The sequence below is a fragment of the Streptococcus pantholopis genome (assembly GCF_001642085.1).
Taxonomy (GTDB): Bacteria; Bacillota; Bacilli; order Lactobacillales; family Streptococcaceae; genus Streptococcus; species Streptococcus pantholopis.
On record NZ_CP014699.1, the window covers coordinates 831,095 to 854,082 of the forward strand.

At 39.3% G+C, this 22,988-nt stretch carries 22 protein-coding genes; 18 read left to right on the forward strand and 4 right to left on the reverse strand.

The genetic code is table 11. The features are described from left to right. The first annotated feature begins 93 nt into the window (after positions 1-93). From A0O21_RS03875 to A0O21_RS03900, 8 genes are all read left to right on the forward strand, one after another. Positions 94-1,965 (forward strand): AAA family ATPase, encoded by a 1,872-nt coding sequence (locus tag A0O21_RS03875; protein WP_067061594.1) that lies wholly within the window; start codon positions 94-96, stop codon positions 1,963-1,965. Positions 1,966-2,239: 274 nt separating this feature from the next. After that, entirely contained in the window at positions 2,240-3,190 is a 951-nt protein-coding gene (locus tag A0O21_RS03880; protein WP_067061599.1) for a helix-turn-helix transcriptional regulator, read from the forward strand. Between the two features lie 86 nt (positions 3,191-3,276). After that, a complete protein-coding gene (locus A0O21_RS11065; protein WP_257722086.1) occupies positions 3,277-3,405 on the forward strand; it encodes a hypothetical protein in 129 nt (42 codons plus the stop codon). Between the two features lie 138 nt (positions 3,406-3,543). Continuing rightward, a complete protein-coding gene (locus tag A0O21_RS03885) occupies positions 3,544-4,860 on the forward strand; it encodes a DUF262 domain-containing protein (protein WP_067061602.1) in 1,317 nt (438 codons plus the stop codon). Beyond that, positions 4,860-6,644 (forward strand): DUF262 domain-containing protein, encoded by a 1,785-nt coding sequence (locus A0O21_RS03890; RefSeq protein ID WP_067061606.1) that lies wholly within the window; start codon positions 4,860-4,862, stop codon positions 6,642-6,644. Before A0O21_RS03885 ends, A0O21_RS03890 begins: the two co-directional genes overlap by 1 nt. 247 nt (positions 6,645-6,891) lie before the next feature. Then, entirely contained in the window at positions 6,892-7,065 is a 174-nt protein-coding gene (locus A0O21_RS10850; protein ID WP_158511687.1) for a hypothetical protein, read from the forward strand. Positions 7,066-7,327: 262 nt separating this feature from the next. After that, positions 7,328-7,948, forward strand: coding sequence for a DNA alkylation repair protein (locus A0O21_RS03895; protein WP_067065102.1), 621 nt, complete (start codon positions 7,328-7,330; stop codon positions 7,946-7,948). 226 nt (positions 7,949-8,174) lie between these two features. After that, positions 8,175-9,164: an aldo/keto reductase gene (locus A0O21_RS03900; protein ID WP_067061610.1), complete on the forward strand. Its 990-nt coding sequence runs from the start codon at positions 8,175-8,177 to the stop codon at positions 9,162-9,164. Between the two features lie 241 nt (positions 9,165-9,405). Here A0O21_RS03900 and A0O21_RS03905 read toward each other — a convergent pair whose 3' ends face one another. Beyond that, positions 9,406-10,293 carry a LysR family transcriptional regulator gene (locus A0O21_RS03905; protein ID WP_067061613.1) on the reverse strand — a complete coding sequence of 296 codons (888 nt, stop codon included), beginning with the start codon at positions 10,291-10,293 and terminating at the stop codon, positions 9,406-9,408. A gap of 106 nt (positions 10,294-10,399) precedes the next feature. Between A0O21_RS03905 and A0O21_RS03910 the strand changes: the two genes are divergently transcribed. The 6 genes from A0O21_RS03910 to A0O21_RS03935 all read left to right on the forward strand — a co-directional run bounded on the left by A0O21_RS03910 (position 10,400) and on the right by A0O21_RS03935 (position 14,386). Beyond that, the gene (locus tag A0O21_RS03910; RefSeq protein WP_082854402.1) at positions 10,400-10,771 is read left to right on the forward strand and encodes a nuclear transport factor 2 family protein; all 372 of its coding nucleotides are present in this window, start codon (positions 10,400-10,402) and stop codon (positions 10,769-10,771) included. Positions 10,772-10,791: 20 nt separating this feature from the next. After that, positions 10,792-11,235, forward strand: a complete 444-nt coding sequence (locus A0O21_RS03915; RefSeq protein WP_227806886.1) for a nuclear transport factor 2 family protein — start codon at positions 10,792-10,794, stop codon at positions 11,233-11,235. Between the two features lie 111 nt (positions 11,236-11,346). After that, positions 11,347-11,934, forward strand: coding sequence for an NAD(P)H-binding protein (locus A0O21_RS03920; RefSeq protein WP_067061616.1), 588 nt, complete (start codon positions 11,347-11,349; stop codon positions 11,932-11,934). Positions 11,935-11,960: 26 nt separating this feature from the next. Then, positions 11,961-12,800, forward strand: a complete 840-nt coding sequence (locus tag A0O21_RS03925; RefSeq protein ID WP_067061619.1) for an SDR family oxidoreductase — start codon at positions 11,961-11,963, stop codon at positions 12,798-12,800. A 25-nt stretch (positions 12,801-12,825) separates the two neighbouring features. After that, on the forward strand, positions 12,826-13,383 hold the full coding sequence (locus tag A0O21_RS03930) for a DapH/DapD/GlmU-related protein (RefSeq protein WP_067061622.1): 558 nt from the start codon (positions 12,826-12,828) through the stop codon (positions 13,381-13,383). Beyond that, positions 13,376-14,386, forward strand: coding sequence for an aldo/keto reductase (locus tag A0O21_RS03935; protein ID WP_227806887.1), 1,011 nt, complete (start codon positions 13,376-13,378; stop codon positions 14,384-14,386). The genes A0O21_RS03930 and A0O21_RS03935 overlap by 8 nt, the downstream gene beginning before the upstream one ends. Positions 14,387-14,485: 99 nt before the next feature. Here A0O21_RS03935 and A0O21_RS03940 read toward each other — a convergent pair whose 3' ends face one another. The 3 genes from A0O21_RS03940 to A0O21_RS03950 form a co-directional block, all read right to left on the reverse strand. Then, complete coding sequence (locus A0O21_RS03940) at positions 14,486-15,577, reverse strand: hypothetical protein (RefSeq protein WP_067061629.1); 1,092 nt, start codon at positions 15,575-15,577, stop codon at positions 14,486-14,488. A 155-nt stretch (positions 15,578-15,732) separates the two neighbouring features. Beyond that, positions 15,733-16,911, reverse strand: a complete 1,179-nt coding sequence (locus A0O21_RS03945; RefSeq protein WP_067061631.1) for a low temperature requirement protein A — start codon at positions 16,909-16,911, stop codon at positions 15,733-15,735. 169 nt (positions 16,912-17,080) lie between these two features. Next, on the reverse strand, positions 17,081-17,998 hold the full coding sequence (locus tag A0O21_RS03950; protein ID WP_067061634.1) for a polysaccharide deacetylase family protein: 918 nt from the start codon (positions 17,996-17,998) through the stop codon (positions 17,081-17,083). 212 nt (positions 17,999-18,210) lie between these two features. Between A0O21_RS03950 and A0O21_RS03955 the strand changes: the two genes are divergently transcribed. The 4 genes from A0O21_RS03955 to folE all read left to right on the forward strand — a co-directional run bounded on the left by A0O21_RS03955 (position 18,211) and on the right by folE (position 22,729). Next, positions 18,211-19,497: a homoserine dehydrogenase gene (locus A0O21_RS03955; RefSeq protein WP_067061637.1), complete on the forward strand. Its 1,287-nt coding sequence runs from the start codon at positions 18,211-18,213 to the stop codon at positions 19,495-19,497. Between the two features lies 1 nt (position 19,498). Then, positions 19,499-20,371 (forward strand): homoserine kinase, encoded by an 873-nt coding sequence (gene thrB / locus A0O21_RS03960; RefSeq protein WP_067061641.1) that lies wholly within the window; start codon positions 19,499-19,501, stop codon positions 20,369-20,371. Between the two features lie 390 nt (positions 20,372-20,761). Continuing rightward, positions 20,762-22,018 (forward strand): bifunctional folylpolyglutamate synthase/dihydrofolate synthase, encoded by a 1,257-nt coding sequence (locus tag A0O21_RS03965; protein ID WP_067061643.1) that lies wholly within the window; start codon positions 20,762-20,764, stop codon positions 22,016-22,018. A gap of 150 nt (positions 22,019-22,168) precedes the next feature. Continuing rightward, positions 22,169-22,729 carry a GTP cyclohydrolase I FolE gene (folE, locus tag A0O21_RS03970; protein ID WP_067061647.1) on the forward strand — a complete coding sequence of 187 codons (561 nt, stop codon included), beginning with the start codon at positions 22,169-22,171 and terminating at the stop codon, positions 22,727-22,729. Positions 22,730-22,988 lie beyond the last annotated feature (259 nt).

The window sequence follows — 22,988 nt, forward strand, 5'->3', positions numbered from 1 at the left end:
AATTGGTAAAACAATATATGGACGGTAGACGGTAAATGTCCACTCTTTATTTTATAATGGATTTATAAAATTATAAAACGAGGTGCCAGTTGAATGAAATACTACCGAGTTCAAACAACTGTTGAAGGAGAATTTCGACAAGAGTTAGATGTGCATTTTTTGGAAAAATATGGTTATCTTTACTTTCCAGGGCAGGAAAGGGAAATCTATATTGTTTCAAATGATGTGAAAAGCAGAAAAGATCTTGATTCTAGTTTAGATATCATTTATAAAAATCCAGTTGATATAATGACTTATGATAGTATTTCAGATAAAGATTTTACAACTAAAGTAGACAAAGAAAAGTTAGGTATATTTGGATACTTTTTATTAGATCGACCTGAAAGAGATGAAAAAGACGTGTTAACAGTAGATTATGGGGTTTTCTCTGAACTAGAGACTATTGTCTCTCTAGACGATTTCAAAGAAAAAATCACACATTTAGTGACTTATCTTAACCATCAAAATCAGATGAACACTCAAATTGAAAAAGAAGATATTTTTTTGATTTTTAATGGAGGGAATGGGACAGGTAAGAAATATGCTATCAATTTTCTCGAACGATTATTTCATTTAACATCTGTAACAGTTGATGGAAGCCTATTCTTCTTACCTAAGATTGATGTCAAGCAGTTTCCTGTGATGGTTAACTTTTTCAAGACTAGACCAAGAGCCAAAATTGAGTTTCTAGAAAATTTAAGATTAAAAGAATCTGCTAATATCTGTCTTATTATAGCTAATTCAGCTACAGAGGCTGAAAATATCAGGAGAGAGCTCTATCAAACTTACTATAAGATAGAAATCATTAATTTTCCTAACTATGATTTAGAAGCCTTAACCAAGATTGGCGTCAAAATGCTGACTAAACGCTATATTTTTGTTAACAATGAAATCTTATCGGCTATAATTCGGGACGATTCAAACTGCCGTGATGCCAAGAAAATTCGGCATCTTGCTCAAGATATCTACCATTTTGCACTTGCTAGTGATTATGACTTTTCTGATGAGTCGCTGCTTGATTTAAAATCTTTTAAACCAAGAGAAGTGAAACAGCATGTGCCCCCTCCAAACGCTCAAATAAAATTGGATGCGATGATTGGGCTTGAACGAGTAAAAAGCTTGTTAAAGCAGCAAGTTGCCTTTTCACAACTTCAAAAGTTAAGAAAGAATCAAGGTATACAAGTGGATAATTTCCATAAACATCTCGTCTTTTCTGGAAATCCAGGAACAGGAAAAACGGAAGTGGCTAGGTTATACACCGACATTTTATATCATCATGAAATCATTAGAGAAAATAAACTAGTAGAAGTTGGGAGAGCTGATTTGATTGGTGAGTACGTTGGGCACACGGCACCAAAAGTCAAAAGAGTCTTTAATTCGGCTTCTGGCGGAGTTCTCTTCATTGATGAAGCATACAGTCTTATTCCAGAAAGTGAACGAGATTTTGCAAACGAAGCTATCTCCGCTGTCATTCAAGAAATGGAAAATAGACGTGATGAAGTTTTGGTCATTTTTGCTGGATACCGAGATTTGATGAGAACGTTTATTAAGACAAATCCTGGATTGCAATCTAGAATCTCCAGAGAAATTTATTTTGAAGATTATTCGATTGACGAGCTTTATGCGATTTTCCAATTAATGCTTAGGCAGAAGTCTTACAGCTGTTCAGTAGAGTGCGGAGAACTTTTAAAAGCGCATTTTTCTCAGATTATACAGACATCACATTTTGGTAATGCTCGTTATGTTCGTAAAGTTATTGATTCTGTTGTGCAACATCAGGCGATTCGAATAATGAACCATTGCAATGCTGAATCTTTGACGAAAGAGGAATTAAATCTAATAATAGGGACAGATATTGAATTGGCTGTCCAAGATTTTTCGGATATAAATAAAAATGGAAATGTTATTGGATTTAGAATGCGTTGAGGGAAAAGGAAAATATAAGAAGAAATGCAATAATGAAGATCTAATCAAAATTTCAGCTGATGATGGCAGGTTTGTGAGTAAATTTGAATTGATTAGATTATCATTGAAGCTATTAGGGATGGTACAGATGAATTACAAGAGAAGCTAGTTAAAGTGTTTGAACATTTTTTGAAAAACTGGAGGGAAAACGTCTGAGATTAGAAGTGTTTTTGATAACTTATGTGGACTTCTAAGCAAAATGGATACTTTGTAAAGACTTAAAATTGAGGGACTAATGAACGATCAAGAGAGATTATTAACCATTTTTTTACGCTTACAAGCTGGAGCACACTTGTCAAAGAGACAGTTGTCAGATGAGTTTGAAGTCAGTCAGAAAACTATCCAGCGTGACTTTGCTTTGCTAGGACAATTTCTTGAGCAACAACCTATGATTGCTGCTGAGTTAGCTTATGACCATAAACACCATACCCGCTATTTTAAAGGAAAGTCTCTTTTTAATAAGAAAGATATCCTAGTCATTTCAAAGATACTCTTGGAAAATAGGGCTTTGAACAAGGAAGAAAACGAGGCTTTATTAGATGGGTTATTAAGCTTAGTTTCTAAAGAGGAGCAAAAAGATATTTCAGCTATTATTGGCAGTGAACGCCTTCATTATACGCCGCTATTTGATACACAAGATCGTATTGACAAGATTTGGGAATGGTCAGAGGCAATACGAAAAGAGCTTGTGTTAGAGATTGACTATCAGTCACCTTATTCCAGTCGGAAAAACTTAATTATTTTTCCTGTTTCTCTCTACTATGATGCTCATTATTTTTATAGCGTTGCCTACAATCTTAAATATAAATCCTATATAACTTTGCGGTTGGATAGAATTATAAAATGGAAATCATCACAAGCTAAGAAACCTGGCATCTCTTATGGTAGAAAGTTTCGTGATGGTGAGATTCGTTCCAAGCATGTGGATGCATTTATGGGCAAAGAAATAACGATTAAAGTAAAATTTCGTTATGATCCAGCTATCATTATTGATCAGTTTCCAACTGCAAAGATACTTGAGACAGATTCAGATGGTACGGTATTTGAATTTCAAAGTCAAAAGACTCCTGGCCTGATGCGCTGGTTTTTGAGTCAGGCAGAAAGCTTAACAATCTTATCTCCACAATCTTTGATTGATGAAATGAGGGTATTGCTGGCAAAAATGCAAAAAAATTATAGAAATTAGATGATATAGACAAATACTGTCTGCGGCGTCTGTTATATTAGTGATAACAAGTATTGATTTCTTAGTCTGGTAGGAAGGAGAGTGGCATGATGCAAGAATGGATTGTTGTAGATCAATTTGGTAACCAGATTGCAGGACCATTTTACGATAAAATGTCTGCGGAAATATATGCTCAAAATATTCCTAATGCAACGGTTGTTTTGAAGAATAAGTAGCTGATTTCATCTGCTGGCGCATCACAATGATCAGCTAAAACTTGAGGCCGAATTGTTTTTTCCTTAATTGTTTATATTAAAGACAAGCATTTACATGTTATAATGGGGTTAATGAGTTTAACTAAGGAGGTAGGTAAATTGTCCTTAATTCAAGAGGAGTTAGAGATTATTAATATAAAAAAATTGATGGAATTAAATCTAAAAATTCCTGAATATCAGAGACCTTACCGTTGGTCATCACGTTCAGTGGATACTTTATTCACAGATACCTATGAAGCTTTTAAATCTAAAATTGATGAGTATCGACTGGGTTCGGTTATTCTACATAAAGAAGAGTCTGAAACGAAGAAATATAACCCTCGCTATAATTTAGTCGATGGTCAACAACGAACAACGACACTTTCAATTTTATTGTTTGCATTGGGAGAAGATTCCCAAGCTCTTTTAAACGAAGGTTACAGCATATCCTCACGGGACTCAATTCAAAACAACTTTGCTTTATTACAAAAACGCATTAAGGAACTTTCTGAAGATGAGAGAGATAAGTATAAACGGTTCCTTAAGGAAAATTGCAAAGTTGTAAAGATTGTTACTGATAGTGAGCAAGAGGCTTTTCAATTTTTTGATTCACAAAATTCCCGGGGGAAAGCTCTGAAACCACATGATTTATTGAAGTCTTACCATCTAAGAGAAATGACTAGGGAATCTGAACAGGAAAAAATAGCTTTAATCTCTCAATGGGAAGACACTAATCAAAATGACTTAGAAAACTTGTTTAGAACTTATTTATATCCTGTTATACGTTGGATTAGAAATCGTGATGGGCTGAACTATTCATCAGATAAAATTCAACTTTTTAAAGGAATCGAGCCATCAAATATCTTCAATTATGCAATTTATCATAAGGCCAGCAATATTTTTATTGAGCAAATGAATTCAAATGAATTACTTAACTTTGATGAGGTGAATCAGTTCCAATTGACGCAGCCTATTATTGCTGGGAGGCGATTTTTTGTCTGGACATTACATTATGCAGATTTACTAGACCAAGTAAAAGATAAAATTGGTAGCTACCACCATCATAATGAAGGTGAGCTGCCAAGCAGACGTACTGGCGATATTTACATTAAGCAGCTTTATGAAGCTTCCTTATTGTTTTTTGCAGATCGATTTGGATTTGAGGCTATCGATGACGGTGTTATGCATCAGCTTTACACATGGTGCTATTCACTCAGGGTAGAGATGAAAGCCGTTTATCCGCAAACAATAAACAAATACGCTCAAGGGAAACACGAACGTATTAATACTGGGAAGTTTGTATTTTCCTTATTAAGTGAGATGACTGATCCACAAGAGTTGAAAACTGTGATTTGGGATAGGGTTGAACTGGATAATCAAAACAGTAAATACAAAGAAATATATGAACTAATGAAAGAGTGGAATGGGTGGCAGTGATGGAAAATAGGCCAGAAAAGATACCAGTATCAAAGATTTTTTCTAATGTACGATACGAAGTCCCTATCTATCAAAGAAATTATGCCTGGGATACTGTTCAAATAGAACAGCTGATTGAAGATATTGACAATTCTCAGGAAGATTATTTTCTTGGCAATTTAATTGTTAATCAGAGAGATTTTGACCATTTTGAAGTTATCGATGGTCAGCAACGATTAACAACTTTGTACCTGTTGGAACGATATTTAGGTATTTCATTCAGTGAGAAAGCGCTACAATTTGAAGCGCGTGAAAAGGCAAATGGAACTTTAAAAGCTTTATCCAATTTAGACCAATTGGAGGAGAAATTCCATTCTGATGAAATAAAATTAGGGTTTAAAATTATCGAAGATTATTTTGAGAAGACAGGACTGAAAAATCGCAAGGAAGAATTTATTCAAAGATTAGATAGAGTAAACCTTATCCGAATACAGGTACCTGATAAAATTGATTTGAACCATTATTTTGAAATCATGAATACGCGTGGCGAGCAACTAGAGATCCATGAGATTGCAAAGGCTAATTTTCTATCTAAACTTATTTCTGAAAAAGATAAGTTAATTGCCAATGATATATGGGAATATTGTTCCAATATGGATTCCTATATCCAAATGAACTACCCACAAGAAAAACGAGATAAAATTTTTAATTCTAGCTGGAGTGCTTTATCTGACCATACTGTCAATTTTGATTCTTTAAAATCATATTATCATGATACTAAAGAATTTGATGGAAGACTTAGTCTGTCTGAAATTATTCTTAAAGGAAAAGTTGGAAAAGCCTCTCAGGACAATCAATATAAAGATACAGAGAATGAACGATTTGAATCAATTATTTCGTTTCCTGATTTTTTACTGCAGGTTAATGCAGCGCTGAATAGTGCAAACAGTGAAGATGATTCGAGTCTGGATGATAAAAATTTTTTAAAAACTCTTGAAAATAATTGGGAAAATGAAGCGTCAGCTAAAAAATTTTTATTTACTCTTTTAAAGGCGCGTGTTATATTTGACAAATATGTTTTGAAACGTGAGTACCTACGTGATTACAAAGAGACAGGGAAATGGTCGCTTCAAAGTCTTGAAAAATACAGTGACAGAGGCGGTGACAAGCCAAGGTATGTTAGGACTTTTAGTGGTGGAGAAGACAAGCGAAACCAACAAATTCGTGCCTTACAGTCTGCGTTACGTATTACTTACACTTCGCCTAAAACAATGCATTGGATTTCATTAATTTTATCAAGTTACCTTAATGATGCTAATTCTGATATGTTAGGAATTCTCGAGGACTATGCTCAATCTAAGATTGATGCTTCTGGGTACCAAAAAGCCAAAGGATTTACTTTTGAAAGAATTGTATTTAGTTATTTAGATTATCTACTTTATCGAGATGGCTATTCTTATAATGGTCAAGAAATAGTAAAGCCGCTAGCTGATGATTGGCATTTCCAATTTAGAAGTTCGATTGAGCATTTTTATCCGCAGTATCCAGCTGAATGGCCTAAATGGGATGATAATGATTTAAATTGTTTTGGGAATTTAGCTCTGATTACAGTTTCAGGTAATTCAACATTTAGCAATGCAACGCCGATAGGTAAGGCAAGTACACATCCGGCTATCATTGAGCAGAGTTTGAAATTAAGAATTATGGCTGAAATGATGAAGCAAAATGATAATAACTGGAATCAAGATTTAGCACAAAAACATCAAATCGAAATGTTTGAAGTCCTTGGAAAAGACTCAAACTAATTCCATATCACAATTAAAAATGCTATAGTGGCACGAAAGAGAGTGAGATGGTGGTGTCCCTGCGTTTGCGCCTAGACTGGGGTTATATTGACTTCCTTCAAAGATAATAACGTTAATCTTAGGGGTTAAAAGAATTATCTTCGTGGGGTTTTCTTTTTGAGAAAATGGCTTGAAGTCATAATACAAAAGGGAACCGACTACTCGGTTTCCTTTTGTATTATCAATTACTTTGTACGAAAAAATATGTATGATCTTGGTTGTAAAGGGTGTGGGAGTAGTTAAAGGGTCTGCCGTCTGTGAGCTAGGAGATTTTTTCTATGAGAAGGGCAGGACTCTGGCTGGGAAGCTGGAGCAGTTGCGCTTGGGTGTCATTTGGTATAAGAAAATCATTGCAAGTAACGGACAAATCTTGAGTGATTAAAAGATATATCTCCAGAAAGAATCTGGAGATTTTTAAGTTACAGTGTTTTTGATGGTTATGATTTAGCTATCAGAAAAAAGCAGTTAAGAATTAATTAACAGCAGAACAGATCCCTAGTTCTCTTAGTAAGACTTGCCTTGGTGGAAATTTTTTGATTAAAAACATGGTATAATAAAGGCGGAATACAGGTTTTGCTTATTCAGAGGATTGATAGCTGCCGCAGCAGCCTTATCTTATTATGGTTTTTTTAATGGCCTTGAAGATGGATGGTTACATTAAACATTTGGAAAACGAATTCGCTTTGATAGAGTACGGCTTTAAAGCGGAAGAAAAGCAGGCTTTAGCTGATTTTAATGTTTTGGCTCCTGCCTCTGTTAAAAAGCAGGCTTTTAAAGCTTATCAATCTGCTGTCTATCAAGTCAGAATGTATGCTGTCTTTCTCTTTAGCTGTTTATCAGATGATGAGACTGTTTTAACATTCATGAGAGATGAAGTTTCTAAGGATGATAATTGGCGGGTACAGGAAGTATTAGCAAAGTCCTTTGGTACCTTTTGCCAAAAAACTGGCTATGAAACATCGCTTCTGACTATTGATGAATGGCTGAACAACAGCAATCCTAACACTAGAAGGGCGGTGACGGAGGGGGTGAGGATATGGACAAGCCGGCCTTTTTTTAAAGAAAAACCAAATGAGGCCGTCAAAAGGCTGTCGCGTTTAAAAGAAGACAGCAGTCAGTATGTCAGAAAGTCTGTGGGCAATGCTTTAAAAGATATCAGCAAAAGGTTTCCTGAACTGATTAAAACAGAAGTGGAAAGCTGGAGTTTAGAGAGCAGAGAAATTAAAGAAGTCTACAAACTAGCTAGCAAATTTTTAGAGAAATAATCTAGTTGCGGGATGATAGTGAATGATAAGAGTATTGGTGTTAGGTTTTATCATATTTGAGATTGAGTTAATCAAATTCCATATTTATTTTAGGTTTAATATTTTCTTCAGTAAACTACTCAGTTGTTCTTTTGTCAAACTCTGCAACTGTTTTTACTTGACTTGGAGTCTACTCCAAGGTGTATAATGAAAATATTTAAATAAGCAAAAAATAAGGAGGTCTCTTATGGAATATACAAAATTGGGAAATACCGGGCTTGAAGTTTCCAAATTATGTCTCGGTTGTATGAGTTTTGGTGATGCCAGTCTGGGTTACCATCATTCCGGCTGGCTGCTTGATGAAGAAAAGTCACGTGTCATTATAAAAAAAGCTTTAGATTTAGGCTTTAATTTTTTTGATACCGCCAATGTTTACGGCAAAGGGACAAGTGAGGAGTACCTTGGACGTGCTTTGCGTGACTTTGCTGACCGCGACGAAGTGGTGATTGCGACCAAGGTTTTCTTTGGTGACAACTGGCTTATGGGTAAAAATCCAAGGGGCTTATCCCGTAAGGCTATTTTCAGTCAGGTTGAAGCCAGTCTTAAACGTTTGGGAACGGACTTTATTGATGTGCTTTACATCCACCGTTGGGATTACTATACGCCCATTGAAGAAACGATGGCTGCACTGAATGATTTAGTGCGGTCAGGCAAAGTTCACTATCTTGGTGCATCGGCTATGTACACTTGGCAGTTCCAAAAAGCGCAGTATGTAGCTGAGAAAAACGGCTGGACAAAATTTTCAGTGATGCAGAACCACTACAATATGCTATATCGCGAAGATGAGCGCGAGATGATTCCTTTTTGCAAAGATTCAGGTGTCGGATTGGCTCCTTACAGTCCTTTGGCAGCAGGACGTGTAGTGCGTGACTGGAGTGCTGATACAGCCCGCAGTAAGACAGACCAAGTCGCTAAATCAAATTATGACAGTACGGAAGCAGAAGACAGAGCTATTGTGTCGCGTGTTGCAGAAACTGCCGAAAAATACGGTGTGACACGTGCTCAGGTTGCATTGTCCTGGCTCTGGAAAAAAGGAATCGATTCGCCTATTGTCGGAGTGACCAAAGAAAAGTATTTGGATGATTTTATGGGGGCTTTTGACCTTAGCCTGACTGATGAAGATATGGCTTATTTGGATGAAAAATATCTGCCGCATAAAATTGTCGGTGCCTTATAGCCAATAAAGAAGCTGAGACAGATTCCTGCAATGAAACAATCAGGAATCTGTTTTCTTTTCACGACCGCTATAGTGCTCAGGAGCTTCTGGCCCAAAACGGTCCTACTGCTGATAATATTATCGGCCATATTCTGGCAGATTTAGTCTAAAATAAAATCAGTACTTTCGAGTACTGATTTTTAATTTTATGACTGATTTTAGGCTGAGAACAAAAACGTTTTTTAAAAGAGAAGAGCAAGCATTATAAATGCAGCTGAGTTTTATCATAAAGATTTTGTAAGATATCAATGAGAACTTTGATGCTGGCTGAATGACTGCCCTTATGGATACAAAGAACGAAATCGAAATGCTCGGGGCAGTCAAAAGGAATCCAACTGAAGGTTCCGCTGTGATCATTTAGGTAGCCAGGCGATAAGCAGATTGCTTTATCGCTGGCTACTTGAATCAAAGTAAAATCATGGGTCGGGCTGTTATAGTAGCTGATGGGAACTTGTGACAGCACTCGCTGCTGTACCTGACGCAGTGTTTTTGAAGATCCGCCATTTATCAGGAGTGTTCGATGGGCCAAGTCTTTACTGGCAACATGGCTTTTTTGCGCTAAGGGATCCTTATTTTGACAAAGCAGATAGATGTGGCTGGTATATAAAGGATAAGCAGTGATACCAGTCAGTTTTTCGGCTTCTTCTTTAGGCAGCAGAATCATATCTAATTCTTTCTGGATAAAAGCAGTAATAGAGTCATTCGGTGCCTGTATTTCAGGAACGATTTGGACAGTAGGCTGTTTTTCCTCGAATTCTTTGATCGCTTGAGGGAGCAGGTAAAGAGCTGAACGTGAAGCAAAACCAATCTTAATAGAATTTTTGTACTTCTCACCCATATTCTGAGCCTGTTCTATTGCTAACTGCCACTCAACAGAAATTCGCTGCAGGGAGCTTATCAGCTGTTGTCCTGCAGGTGTCAGCCGAATGCTTTTCCCGATTCGATCGAAAATTAAAAAGCCGACCTCTTCTTCAATAACTTTAATCTGATAGGACAAAGATGGCTGTGAGATAAATAGGTTTTCAGCAGCTCGGCTTAAATTAAGTGTTTTAGCCGTTTCAATAAGGTATTCTACTTGTTTGATATTCATAAGTTTCTCTTATAAAATTATTTTATAAATAATAGGAATTATGTGTTGGACAATTTTATTATACGACATTATAATGGAAGTATCAAGTGAAGAGATAGGAGAAAGGATGTCTGACCAAGAATTGTTAAAAAAACTTTACCGCCAGGTCAATCAGGCGATGGTTGCTAAAGATACGGCTGCTTTAAGAGAGCTTCTGCAGCCCGATACGGTTTTAGTCCATATGTCCGGCTATATTCAGCCTGTATCAGAATGGCTAAATCAGATTGAGACTGGAGAAATGGTTTACTATTCTTGGAAAGAGGAGGCTATCAAAAACTTGGTTATCGACGGCAATAAGGCAAGCTTAATAGGGCAGAGCCGTGTTAAAGCTAAAGTTTGGGGGAGCGGTCCTCACACTTGGCCTTTGCAGATTAAAATGTTTTTTGAAAAAGTGGGAGAGGATTGGAAAATTACAAAACAGATTGCTTCAACTTATTAAAGAAAATGGAGGATATACAGATGACAATGACAGCAGCAGAAGAATTAGCAGCTCGTTCAGAGCTGAAATTGTTAGTCGATCGCTATGCAAATGAGTCAGATAAAGACAATCAGGATTATTATGTTAATATTTTCACTCCTGACTGTCAGGTCCGTGTTTACTTTAATAATGAGGTGGGTATGGAATTTGATAATGTTCAGGATTTGATTGCAGCCTATAAAAGTTTTGGTGCAGCCAAAGAGGCCTTGCATATTAACGGACAGCAAGTGGTTGAATTTCAGGATACAGAACATGCTACAGGTGTGTGCTACGGCTTGGCTCATCTGGTTAATGAAGAAGACGGAGCAGATAAAATAACAACACACGGTATTCGCTACTATGATAGCTATGTTAAACAAAACGGTAAATGGGTGATTGCTGAACGCGATCAATACTTTGTTTTTTCAAAAACTGAAGATTTATAAAAAGTGACAGTCGTTTAAGGCTGTCAGCAGCCATTCGCGGCCTTTGTATCTTATGAACTGAACACGGCCTAAGTTTTCTTTGTTATCTTAATCAAATGGAGGTATTTTATTATGGCTAAGAATGTATTAATTATTGGCGCGACAGGTTCTTTAGGTCGTGCGCTTACACAAACGCTTCTTGAGGAAACAGATGCACAGTTGACACTGTTTTCGCGCTCGGCAAATCGTATCCCTGCAGATGATGCACGGGTAAAAAAGATTTCAGCAAGTGTTTTCGATACGGCTGAATTAAAACAAGCAGTGGCTGATCAAGATGTGATTTTTGCGGCTCTTTCCGGAGATTTACCTGCAATGGCACAAGCCATTATCGAAGCGACAGGTAACAGTGCAGAACAAAGGCTGGTTTTTGTCAGCTCTTATGGGATTTACGGCGAATTACCGGGACAAAATGGACGGGTGGATCCAGTCCTTCGCTCCTACCGTCAGGCTGCTGACCTTGTAGAAGCTTCTCATCTGGATTATACGATTCTTCGTCCGGGCTGGTTTGATAACAGCAGTGATCTCAGTTATGAACTGTTTCCAAAAGGAGAGACGATTTACGGCAATAGCATCTCGCGTCGGGCAATTGCGCAGTGTGTGAAAACAATTGTTGAAGATCCGACTTTGCACAGTCGGATGAATTTAGGAATCGTACGTTAAAAAGGAGCAAAGATAAGGGGATTTAAATGGTAAAAGATGTTTTACTAGTAATGGGTGCTGGCCAGATTTCTATGGCTATTGCCCGGCGTATTGGTTATGGCAAGAAAATTATTGTCGGAGATAGATCCAATGAAAATGCCCAAACTGTAACGCAAATTATGGTAGAAGCCGGATTTGATGCTGAAAAATTTATAGTAGATTTATCTTCCCGCCAATCGATTCAGGCTTATATTGCCTTTGCAGAGACCTTTGGCCCAATCAAATATCTTGTTAATGGTGCCGGGGTATCCCCGTCTCAAGCTTCGGTTGAAACAGTTTTTAATGTTGATTTGTATGGTACGGCTGTTTTGCTGGAAGAAGTGGGTCAAGTGATTGCTGAAGGCGGTGCCGGAGTTACAATCTCAAGTCAGTCTGGTTTTCGCATGCCGGCTTTGACACAGGAGCAGGACCGTGCTCTAGCTATGACAGAGCCTGAAAAACTATTGAGTCTGGATTTTTTACAGCCGGATCGGGTCAGAGATTCTCTTCATGCTTATCAGCTGGCTAAGCGGGCAAATGAGAAGCGCACAATGTATGAAGCCGTAAGATGGGGGGAACGCGGCGCCAGAATCAATGCTATTGCACCGGGTATTATAGTGACACCCTTAGCTTTAGATGAATTTAATGGTGTTCGCGGTGATTTTTATAAAAATATGTTTGCGAAATCTCCTGCGGGCCGGCCCGGAACAGCAGATGAGATTGCTGATATCGCTGAACTTGTGATGAGCGAGCGGGCACAGTTTATCACTGGTTCTACCTTCCTGGCTGATGGCGGTGCAACTGCTTCTTATTTTTACGGACCTCTGCAGCCGAAAACCAAAGATTAGTGACGTTAACAAGTGAGGGCTCAATATGGATATTTTCCAAAGAATGCATCAGGGAGAATGGATTAACCGTTTGACTGATGAAGACTATAAGACGGTTGCGGCTGAAGAAATGGCCAGAAGCCGGAAACTCTGTTTTCAGCTCAATCAGACCCCGCCGGGTGATTCAAATGAGCGTCAGCTATTAGATCAATTATTTGAGGGAAGGCTGCCGTCCACTTCAACTATTTTAACGCCTATGCAGATTGACCGCGCCAAAACCATGACAATTGGCGAACATGTCTTTATCAATCATGGTTTAACCTGTATGAGTTCAGGCGGCATAACCATAGAAGATAATGTTATGATTGGTCCTGAAGCTGCGCTTATTACAGCCAATCATGATTTCCAAAACTTAGATGTTCTGCAGTTTAAACCTATTCACATTAAAAAAGGTGCTTGGATTGGAGCTAGGAGCATTATTTTACCAGGAGTGACCGTAGGTGAGGAAAGTGTTGTAGCTTCTGGTGCAGTAGTGACCAAAGATGTTCCTGCTAAAACGATTGTAGGCGGCAGCCCTGCTAAAAAAATTAAAATGGTTGATTAAAAGAACAGCTACATTTGATATCATAAAGAAAGTAGGTAGTGCTATGACAAAGCGGAGGTTAGGAAAAAATCTCGAAGTGTCTTCTATTGGTTTTGGGATTATGGGGATGGATCACGCTTATGGTGCGCCAAAAGACAGAAAAGAAATGATAAAGCTGATTCATCAGGCATTTGACTTGGGTTGTTATTTTTTTGATACGGCTCCTGTTTATGGTGTGGCTAATGAAATCCTGCTTGGTCAGGCTATAAAGGGGCACCCAGATGCTGTTATTGCCACTAAATTCGGGATTATCGGAATGACAGCTGTTAATGGTCTTATTAAGCAGGAATTTAACAGTTCACCTGAATCCATCAGACGGCAGGTTGAAGATTCCTTACGTCGTTTGGAGGTAGAGAGTATTGATCTGTATTATCAGCATCGTATCGATCCTGCTGTCGAACCTGAAATCGTTGCTGATACCATGGGACAGCTAATTAAAGAGGGTAAAATCAAACATTGGGGAACGTCTAACGCTCCAATTGATTATGTCAGAAGAGCGCATGCCATCACCCCGATAACAGCGATGGAGAACCAATACTCAATGGTCTACAGAAGCCCGGAAAAAGATGTGTTTCCTCTTTGTGAGGAGCTGGGAATCGGCTTTGTAGCTTACAGTCCGCTGGGGAATGGTTTTTTATCTGGTAGATATAGTGCAGAGACAGTATTTGAAGATGGGGATTTTCGAAATACAATGGGACGGTTTAAGGCTGAAGTTATTGCCAAAAATCAAGTATTGTTAGATTTCTTAAAGGATTTTGCCGGTCAGAAACATCTGACTCCTGCCCAGCTTGTTTTAGCTTGGGAATTGGGACAGAAAAACTACATTGTCCCTATTCCGGGAACAACAAAAAGTTATCGGCTGAAAGAAAATTTAGCTACTATGTCAGTTCAATTGACTGATGCTGAAATGGCAGAAATTAATCAAGCTTTAGATACTTTTGAAATTGATGAAACACATTTTTAAATCAGAAAGTGAAACAACCTTATAACATTGGGGTGCCTATCACACTGCTTATCAGTCCTAAGTGTTTGTAGGCTTTGTATTTTTAGTAAAAAAGAGTGATTATGATAGAATTGCTGAAAAATCAAATTTAAGGATTCGGTCGACAAGGACAATATTCCAATTGTCACGGTAGGCTGATGCGGAAGATTCAAATAAGGCATAAAGTCTGTTTCCGTCTGCCCAAGTCTGTTCCAGATAAGGAGGGGCCGCTACTTTTAGGAGGGTCTCTCCCTCTTTTAAATGATTGAGTTTGTCCAGTCCGGGGTTTTTGTAAATCAGGAACTGCGAATCTGTTTTGCCGTAAGATTGAGAAAAGATGATTTTATCCTTATAAAAAGCAATACCCTGTACTTTTTTGGGGATAGAGATGGTTTTGGCTGCACGACTGGTCTCATAGCTGTCTAGGTCGGTTTCAAGGGGCAGACCCTCGCTGTCTAAATTATAATAGCTAAGGTGGCCGGCTTTTTGTTTGTCAAAATAGCCGACAAACAGCTTATTTTGGTAAAGTGTCATAAAAGAAGAACGCTTGATACCAGCTAAGTCAAACTTATATTCATAAGGAAGTGTTTTCTGGTTTTTATCAAAATCATACTGCTTTATATCTGCCAGCGACAGAGCCGCCACAACTGAATGGCTCCAGCCTTTTTCAGTACTGGTAAGCCAGAGCCGCTGATGATTGGCATCATAAGCCAAACCACCGACATGGTCTGTTCCTTCGAGGACAATTGTTTTGACAAATTTACGATTGCTCTTGTTAATAATCCAAAGAACAGAGTGAAAGGTTTTACTTTTACTGTAAGCTGAAATAATCAGATAGTCTTTTGTGACTGTTAAACCTTGGGGTGTCATATCAAGCGCATAGCCGATTTTTCCCTTTTTTTTGCCTGCAGCATAAATATTTTTGGATCTGATAAGGCCGGGTACAGCATAACTGCGGGGTTTATCAGGGCTGAGGAAAGGAGTGAGCTGAGGGTAATGAGTGTTTAGTTCATTTAAAAATGACTCGGAACTTTGAATCGCCGAATCCACATTGGTACCATTTTTGATTTTTAAATCCTGAAGTTCCAATACAAAATAATTCTGATAAAGATAATAGCCGGCTGCAGATAAGAGGAAAAGAGCTATGGTTAAAGTAATCAGTTTTTTCTTCATAAACAATTGCCTCTCTGTTTCCTGCAAAATGGTTTTTAGTGCATAAGCATTAAAAGACAGTCTTTCTTTTAATGCAATAATAAGATGAGCTTGTAAGAAGCAGCGATGCTTTTTAAAAGTGGGGCGGCTTTCTCTGTTAAAATGAGCAGCATAAATTAATTTTTTTCATTATGATGATGGCGCATCTCTTTAAGGAATTTTTGACGGGGGTTAGGATGTGGGATGTTGTTCCGTTCTCGTGCTTTTTTTCGAGCAAGTAATATGATACGAGACATCCAATAATTTAAAATAACCAAAAACAAGCTAATTAAGGGGAGATGTGACCTAAAGACAACCATCAGACTACAGCAGATAACGATTGTTAAAGTCGAGTACAGAATGGTTTCTTTTTTCAGCCTGTAAAGCGGTTTATTATAGTAGTTGGTCAGTCCAACTCCCAAATAGTAGAGAATGATAGCTGAAAGTAGAAAAGTTAAACCATGAGCCCTATGTTGGGTGTCAGCTAGAAATTCCATGCCAATTGTAAAAAAATTAACCCCTATAATAATGATAATATGGGCATAAAGCAAAAAACCTCCTGAAGCATTTTGATGGTGTTCAAGGTTTAAATAAGTTTGAGACATATAGACCATGAAAGCCAAAGACATACCGAGAAAGAACAGGATACCAGTAATTGGTACCTGCATCATTGGATAATGATTGACAATAGCTATGGCCGCCTCTCCAAAGGTTAAAATAGTCAGGAGCTGTGCCCTTTCTACTAGATGAGGAAAATTGGTGCGGAGTTTTCCGCTTTGCGGCTGATTGAAAAAAGGCAGTATGATAGGAATCAGATAGATAAAAGACATAGTAATAGGATTGGCTGGCAGAAACTGAAAAACAAAAGGAAGGACACTGAGGGCATAAATAAGATTGTTGGCAATGCTCCTTTTGATTTCCTTATCAAAACCGAGCAGTCGTCCTTTAAGGGTATACTGCAAAGCGATGACAGCATATATTCCAAAAAGCAAAGCATTAAAGATAGTGACTTGATTCGCCGTAATCGTTTCAACCTCAAAATCAAAATATAAGGAGAGATTGCCGATGAAGTACATGAGCGGAATGATAGTGTAAATGTCAATCCTTCGCGCATCTCCGTATTGATTGAAGAAATAGACTTCATTGATCCAAATGCTTAATAGGATAATATTGGTAAAAATAAAAGAAATGACAGACGAAGCGGTCAGATGCTGGACATGGTAGAGATTGCCGTTTAACTGCCCCATAGCAATAACAAAAGCTAAATCGAAAAAAAGCTCATAATTAGAAACCCGTTTGGCTTTAATAGAAACCATCCTTGCCCTCCTCTGAAATAAGATATAAAATCATTTTGGTTTAAAATATTATACAGGAGTTTTTGGCAATTTTCAATGCAGCAGCACTCGAGCTGATCTGCCCAAGAGAAGATGGAATTGTTATCTTAAACGGGCAGTCAAAAAAGGATGGCTCTTTGGCTGTTCTTTTTTAGACCGGCTCAATTCTCTTAAGCAGATTCTCTGCAGTCGTTGAAGGAAGAATGCGGATACGTTTGAGAGAAAGTAAGCCGTCGTCTGAGGAAGCTAGGCCTTCATTGGTTGTGATGCCCAGTTTGTAGGAGTGAGCAGCCTTATCGAGCGTCAGCTGACTATATTTTCCGGAAGGGTAGGCAATTGCAATGGTATCTTGAGAGAGTGCTTGGTCAAGATAGGTTTTAGCTTCGGTCAGTTCACTGGATTGTTTTTCCGGGCTACTGTCAGCCAGATTAGGATGGCTGACAGTATGAGATTGAAAGGACATACCGTTTTCTTTCATTTCCAGCATTTGTTCCACAGTTAAACTGGCAGGATATTCTTTAGCGACATAATCTGTGATGACATTATTTGTTGCTCTAGCTTGATACTTTTTCAAGATGGGATAGGCAACAGTATAAAAATCAGCATTGCCGTCATCAAAGGTCAGCCAGACAATTTTTTTATTATTATTAGGCAGACTGTTTTCTGTCAGAGCTTTATGAACTTCTTCCGGACTTAAAAAATAGTAGCCCTTTTCTGAGAGCTGTTTAATATGCTCTTCAAAGACCTCAGGATCAACAATCAAATTGGCATTGGCTGCCTCAGATGCATCCATGACATGAACGGCATGGTACATTAAAATGGGAAGAGCAATTTTTTCCGCCTGAGGGACCCAGTTGGCAGTAGATTTTTCCTTGTCTGCCTTTTGTTCTGTTGTATTTTCAGAAACAGTATAGCTGCTGGAAGCTGATGAATCTTTTGGCTGATTGCTGAACTTTTGTGTTTTAAGAGTAAAAATCAGCATAGCAAAAGCAAAGCAGCAAAGACTGATTAAGATGATATTGAGAACAAACCATATCTTCTTTTTTTCCATATGAAACTCCTTAGACATTAACGATTGTATCGGTTACCTTTATCATTTTATCATTTAGTGAAGCAGAGAACAGTCCTTATAATAAAAAATAGAAAAAAAACAGACAGGATCCGCCAAATCTGAACAGGTGGTTTCAGTTGTCAATTATTTAGTAAATTTGCTATAATATTAGCGACAACGAGCAGTGACGATATGTTTACGCTTGAAACTTAAAATCAAAGGAGTGGCACATGGCTGTTAAGATTGGTCTGCTTGGCTTTGGAACGGTTGCCAGCGGGATTCCTTTTTTATTGAAGGAAAATGGTGAAAAAATTAGGGCAGCAGCGAAAGACAAGATTGAAATTGCAAAAATTCTTGTTAAGGACGATGATGAAAAAAACCGTCTGCTTGCTGCCGGCAATGATTACCATTTTGTTACAGATGTTGATGCTATTATCAAGGATCCGGATATCTCTATAGTAGTAGAGCTGATGGGGCGTATAGAGCCCGCTAGGACTTTTATTGAAGCGGCGCTTGCAGCCGGCAAGCACGTCGTTTCAGCTAATAAGGACCTTTTGGCTGTGCATGGTGCTGAACTGCTGGCTGTTGCAAAAGAACATCGGGCCGCTCTTTACTATGAGGCAGCTGTCGCCGGAGGGATTCCCATCTTGCGGACCTTGGCCAATTCACTGACATCAGATAAAATTACCCGTATTCTGGGGGTTTTGAATGGAACGTCTAATTTTATGATGACCCAGATGGTAGATGAGGGCTGGACTTACGAGGCTGCTTTAGCGAAAGCTCAGGAACTGGGGTATGCAGAGAGTGACCCAACAAACGATGTTGAAGGGATTGATGCTGCCTATAAAGCTGTTCTGCTCAGTCAGTTTGGTTTTGGTATGACGATTGATTTTGATCAGGTCTTGCATCAGGGGATCTCGACCATTACGCCGGATGATGTTGCAGTTGCCCAAGAATTGGGCTATGTGATTAAATTGGTTGGAGATATTCGGGAAACGCCGTCAGGAATTGCTGCAGAAGTTTCTCCGACTTTCTTGCCCAAAGAACATCCGCTTGCCAGTGTTAACGGTGTCATGAATGCTGTTTTTGTTGAATCAATAGGCATCGGTGAGTCTATGTATTATGGTCCGGGTGCAGGGCAGAAGCCGACTGCAACCTCTGTTGTAGCAGACATTATTCGGATTGCCCGGAGGCTTCATGACGGCAATGTCGGTAAATCCTTCAATGAGTTTGTGCGAGAAACACAGATAGCCCATCCTTCTGATGTCAAATCGGCCTATTATTTTGCTATCAGTACACCGGATAAGAGAGGCCAGCTTCTTCGCTTAGCGCAAATCTTCAATTCAGAAGCTATTTCTTTTGGTCAGGTGCTGCAGCAGAGAGCCAACGGTGATACAGCGCGTGTTGTGATTATTACCCATTCTCTGAGCAGAACCCAGCTCTCCAATGTGCTTGAAAAGCTTGAGGAAGTTGCAGACTTTGAAGTACTTAATACTTTCAAGGTATTGGGAGAATGATATGAAAATTACTGTACCAGCGACCAGCGCTAATTTGGGACCGGGTTTTGATTCAGTCGGAATAGCTCTTTCTAAGTATTTATCGGTTGAAATTTTAGGAGAAGCTGCTTCTTGGGAAATTATTCATGATTTGGGAGAAAGTATCCCGACTGATGACAGCAACCTTTTGATTGCGACTGCTTTAAAAGTCAAGAGCGATCTGCCTCCCCAGCGTCTGAAAATGGATTCTGAAATTCCTCTGGCTCGCGGACTGGGCTCATCCAGTTCTGTTATTGTTGCAGGAATTGAACTGGCAAATCAGCTGGCCGGACTGCGGCTGACTGCTGAAGAAAAACTTAAGATAGCTACTGAAATAGAAGGTCATCCTGACAATGTCGCACCGGCTATTTTTGGCAATCTGGTAATTTCCAGCTGCTTTGAAGGGACAGTCAGCAGTGTTGTGGCCGATTTTCCGGCAGATTGTTCCTTTATTGCTTTTATCCCTGATTATGAGCTAAAAACCAGCGAAAGCCGGCAGGTCCTCCCTGAGGAGCTTTCTTATAAAGAAGCAGTTGCCGCCAGTTCAATCGCCAATCTCGCCCTAGCCGGTCTTTTAACTGGTGACTTGGTCAAAGCCGGCAAGGCTATTGAATCGGATTTATTTCATGAACGGTTTCGTCAGCCTTTAGTTAAAGAATTTGCACCGATTAAGAATCTCGGCCGAACAAAAGGAGCCTATGCCACTTATTTATCGGGTGCGGGCCCTACGGTTATGCTATTAGCCCCTAAAGAAAAAGAAGAGGTTCTTTATGCTGGCCTGCAGGCTTTAGAACTTAGCGGAGATACATTTGTCCTGCAGGTTGATCAGCAGGGAGTTTCAGTGAAGCAGGACTGACGGCTCTAAACAATCAGTCGACTAAACGGGGAATAACAGATTTTCTGACTGCTGAAAATACCGTCAATAATCAAAGAAGCAGTTCTATGTCTGCAATAAATACAAATGACAAAGTTGAGGCTGGGACCAGAGTCCTGCCTCCTTTCGCTTTTTAGGCCTATGAGCTTGACGCAGCAGCTGATTGGAAGTTCTTATCCTTGTCAAGAGCTAGGGATAGTACAGCTGTGACAAGATGGGACAGCAAAATCAAAATCGTTATTTTATGATGATTTACTGATTTTTGCCCCGCTCTCAACTTTTTTACAAGGCACAAAGGTTCAAGCATATTTGAGTTCCTTTGTCTCTTTACATACACGTTATAGTCATCTGTCAGATAAAATAGGAGGGGAAATGAACTACCTTGAAGCTTTGAATTGGGTACAGTCCAAACTAAAATTTGGGATTAAACCGGGTTTGGAACGAATGGCTTGGATGCTGAATGAATTGGGGAATCCTCAGCATAATCTTGCAGCGGTACACGTTGTTGGCACTAATGGCAAAGGCTCTACTGTCAGCTATCTGCAGCATATTTTCAGCTCAGCAGGTTACGATGTCGGTACCTTTACTTCCCCTTATATCGTTGATTTTAGGGAACGTATCAGCTTAAACGGTCAGATGATCTCAAAAAAAGATTTTGTAGATGTGGTCCAAAAAATTAAACCTGTTGTTGACCGTCTGCCTTTAGAAACAACTCTGGAAGCAGCTACGGAGTTTGAAGTGATTACCCTGCTGATGTTTGAATATTTTGGCCATGTGCATCCTGTTGATATTGCTTTTATTGAAGCAGGTCTTGGCGGTCAGTACGATTCGACTAATGTTTTTAAGGCCTTGGCGGTTATCTGCCCGTCTATCGGTTTGGATCACCAAGCTGTTTTAGGCAGCACACACAGAGAGATAGCAGAACAGAAAGTCGGTGTACTCAAAGATCTGGTCCCTTTTATTTTTGCTGCTGACCGTGATGATGTCAAAACCGTTTTTTATCAGAAGGCAAAACGGACTGGCAGCCCGGTTTATCAGGTCGGTAAAGATTTTTACAGCATTTGGCAGGGGGACTATTTTTCCTATCGGGGATTATCTGTGGAGCTCAGCCATATTCGTCTTAAACTTCCCGGACGCCACCAAGCTCTTAATGCCAGCCTTGCTATAACTGCTGCTGTCCTACTGCAAAGATGCTATCCAAAGATTACCTTAACTGTTATTAAGACAGCCTTGATGCAAACTGTCTGGGCTGGACGAACAGAATTTATTTTACCCAATCTTTTACTTGATGGAGCCCATAATCTTGAGAGCATGGCTGCTTTAATCGATGTTGTTAAAGACTTTTCAGATCAAAAAATTCATATTTTATTTGCGGCTATCAATGATAAGCCCGTCGCAGAGATGTTGAATCTCCTTGATCAGGCAGGGACTGTAGAGGTCACTCAATTTGATTATCCTAAAGCGCTGGCCTTAAGCGATTATCCGACAAAGTATTCTCGAGTTGCGGATTGGCGCTTGTGGCTGCAGATGATTAAGAAGCAAAGCAAAGATGATTTTTACCTTGTCACTGGCTCTCTTTATTTTATTTCCCAAGTCCGCCGACAGCTTTTGTCAACTGCGTCTATTTAAGTTATAATAGTATGGTAATGGCTGAAATAAAAAACTGATTGACAAAAACACAGCTTTTCTTCACCGAATGCAGTGACATTCGGAACTTTTTTGCCTTAACTGTCATCGGTATTTTCGGTCTTTATCAATAAGAATAAATGAGAGAAAGTCATGATAAATCAAGAAAAAGTGGAAGAAGCTATCTACCAGCTGCTGCAGGCTTTAGGCGAAAATCCTGAGCGTGAAGGGCTATCAGAAACACCAAGACGTGTTGCTAAAATGTATCAAGAAGTATTTGCAGGGATAAATGAAGATCCTAAAAACCAATTTACAGCTGTTTTTGCTGAAGATCATGAGGAAATCGTTATGGTTAAGGATATCCCTTTTTACTCAATGTGCGAACATCACTTGCTTCCTTTTTACGGGACAGCTCATGTGGCTTATCTGCCTGAACAAGGGCGGATAACCGGTCTGAGTAAGCTGGCTCGGGCTGTAGAAATGGCTGGCAAGCGTCCCCAGCTTCAGGAGCGTATGACAGAGCAAATCGCTTCAGCCCTTGATGATGCGCTCCAGCCTCGAGGTGTTTTTGTCATGGTCGAAGCCGAGCATCTGTGTATGAGCATGCGCGGGATTAAAAAGCCCGGCAGTAAGACAGTAACGTTAGCAGCAAGAGGCCTCTTTCAGGAGGATTTTCAAAAGCGCCAGGAACTCCTTTCTCTAATGCGGCAGTAAACTTTCTTTCGGACCTACCGTCAGCCGTAGCCGTCTGGGAGTGGGACAGAACTTTTGTCAAGTATAAAAAGTTCGTTGCCCCACCCCCGCAAGGCCTAGTAGGCATTTTAAAGCTTTGAAAAAGCGACTAAAATGTCACTAGACGACTAGCGTTCTGAAAAAGACTAGAACTGATTTAAAAGTTAAAGCTTTTATTGCCCCTTTCTAGCCGTTCTGGCAGGGGTGCGCCTACGAAATCAAAGATTTCGGACTTACTGCC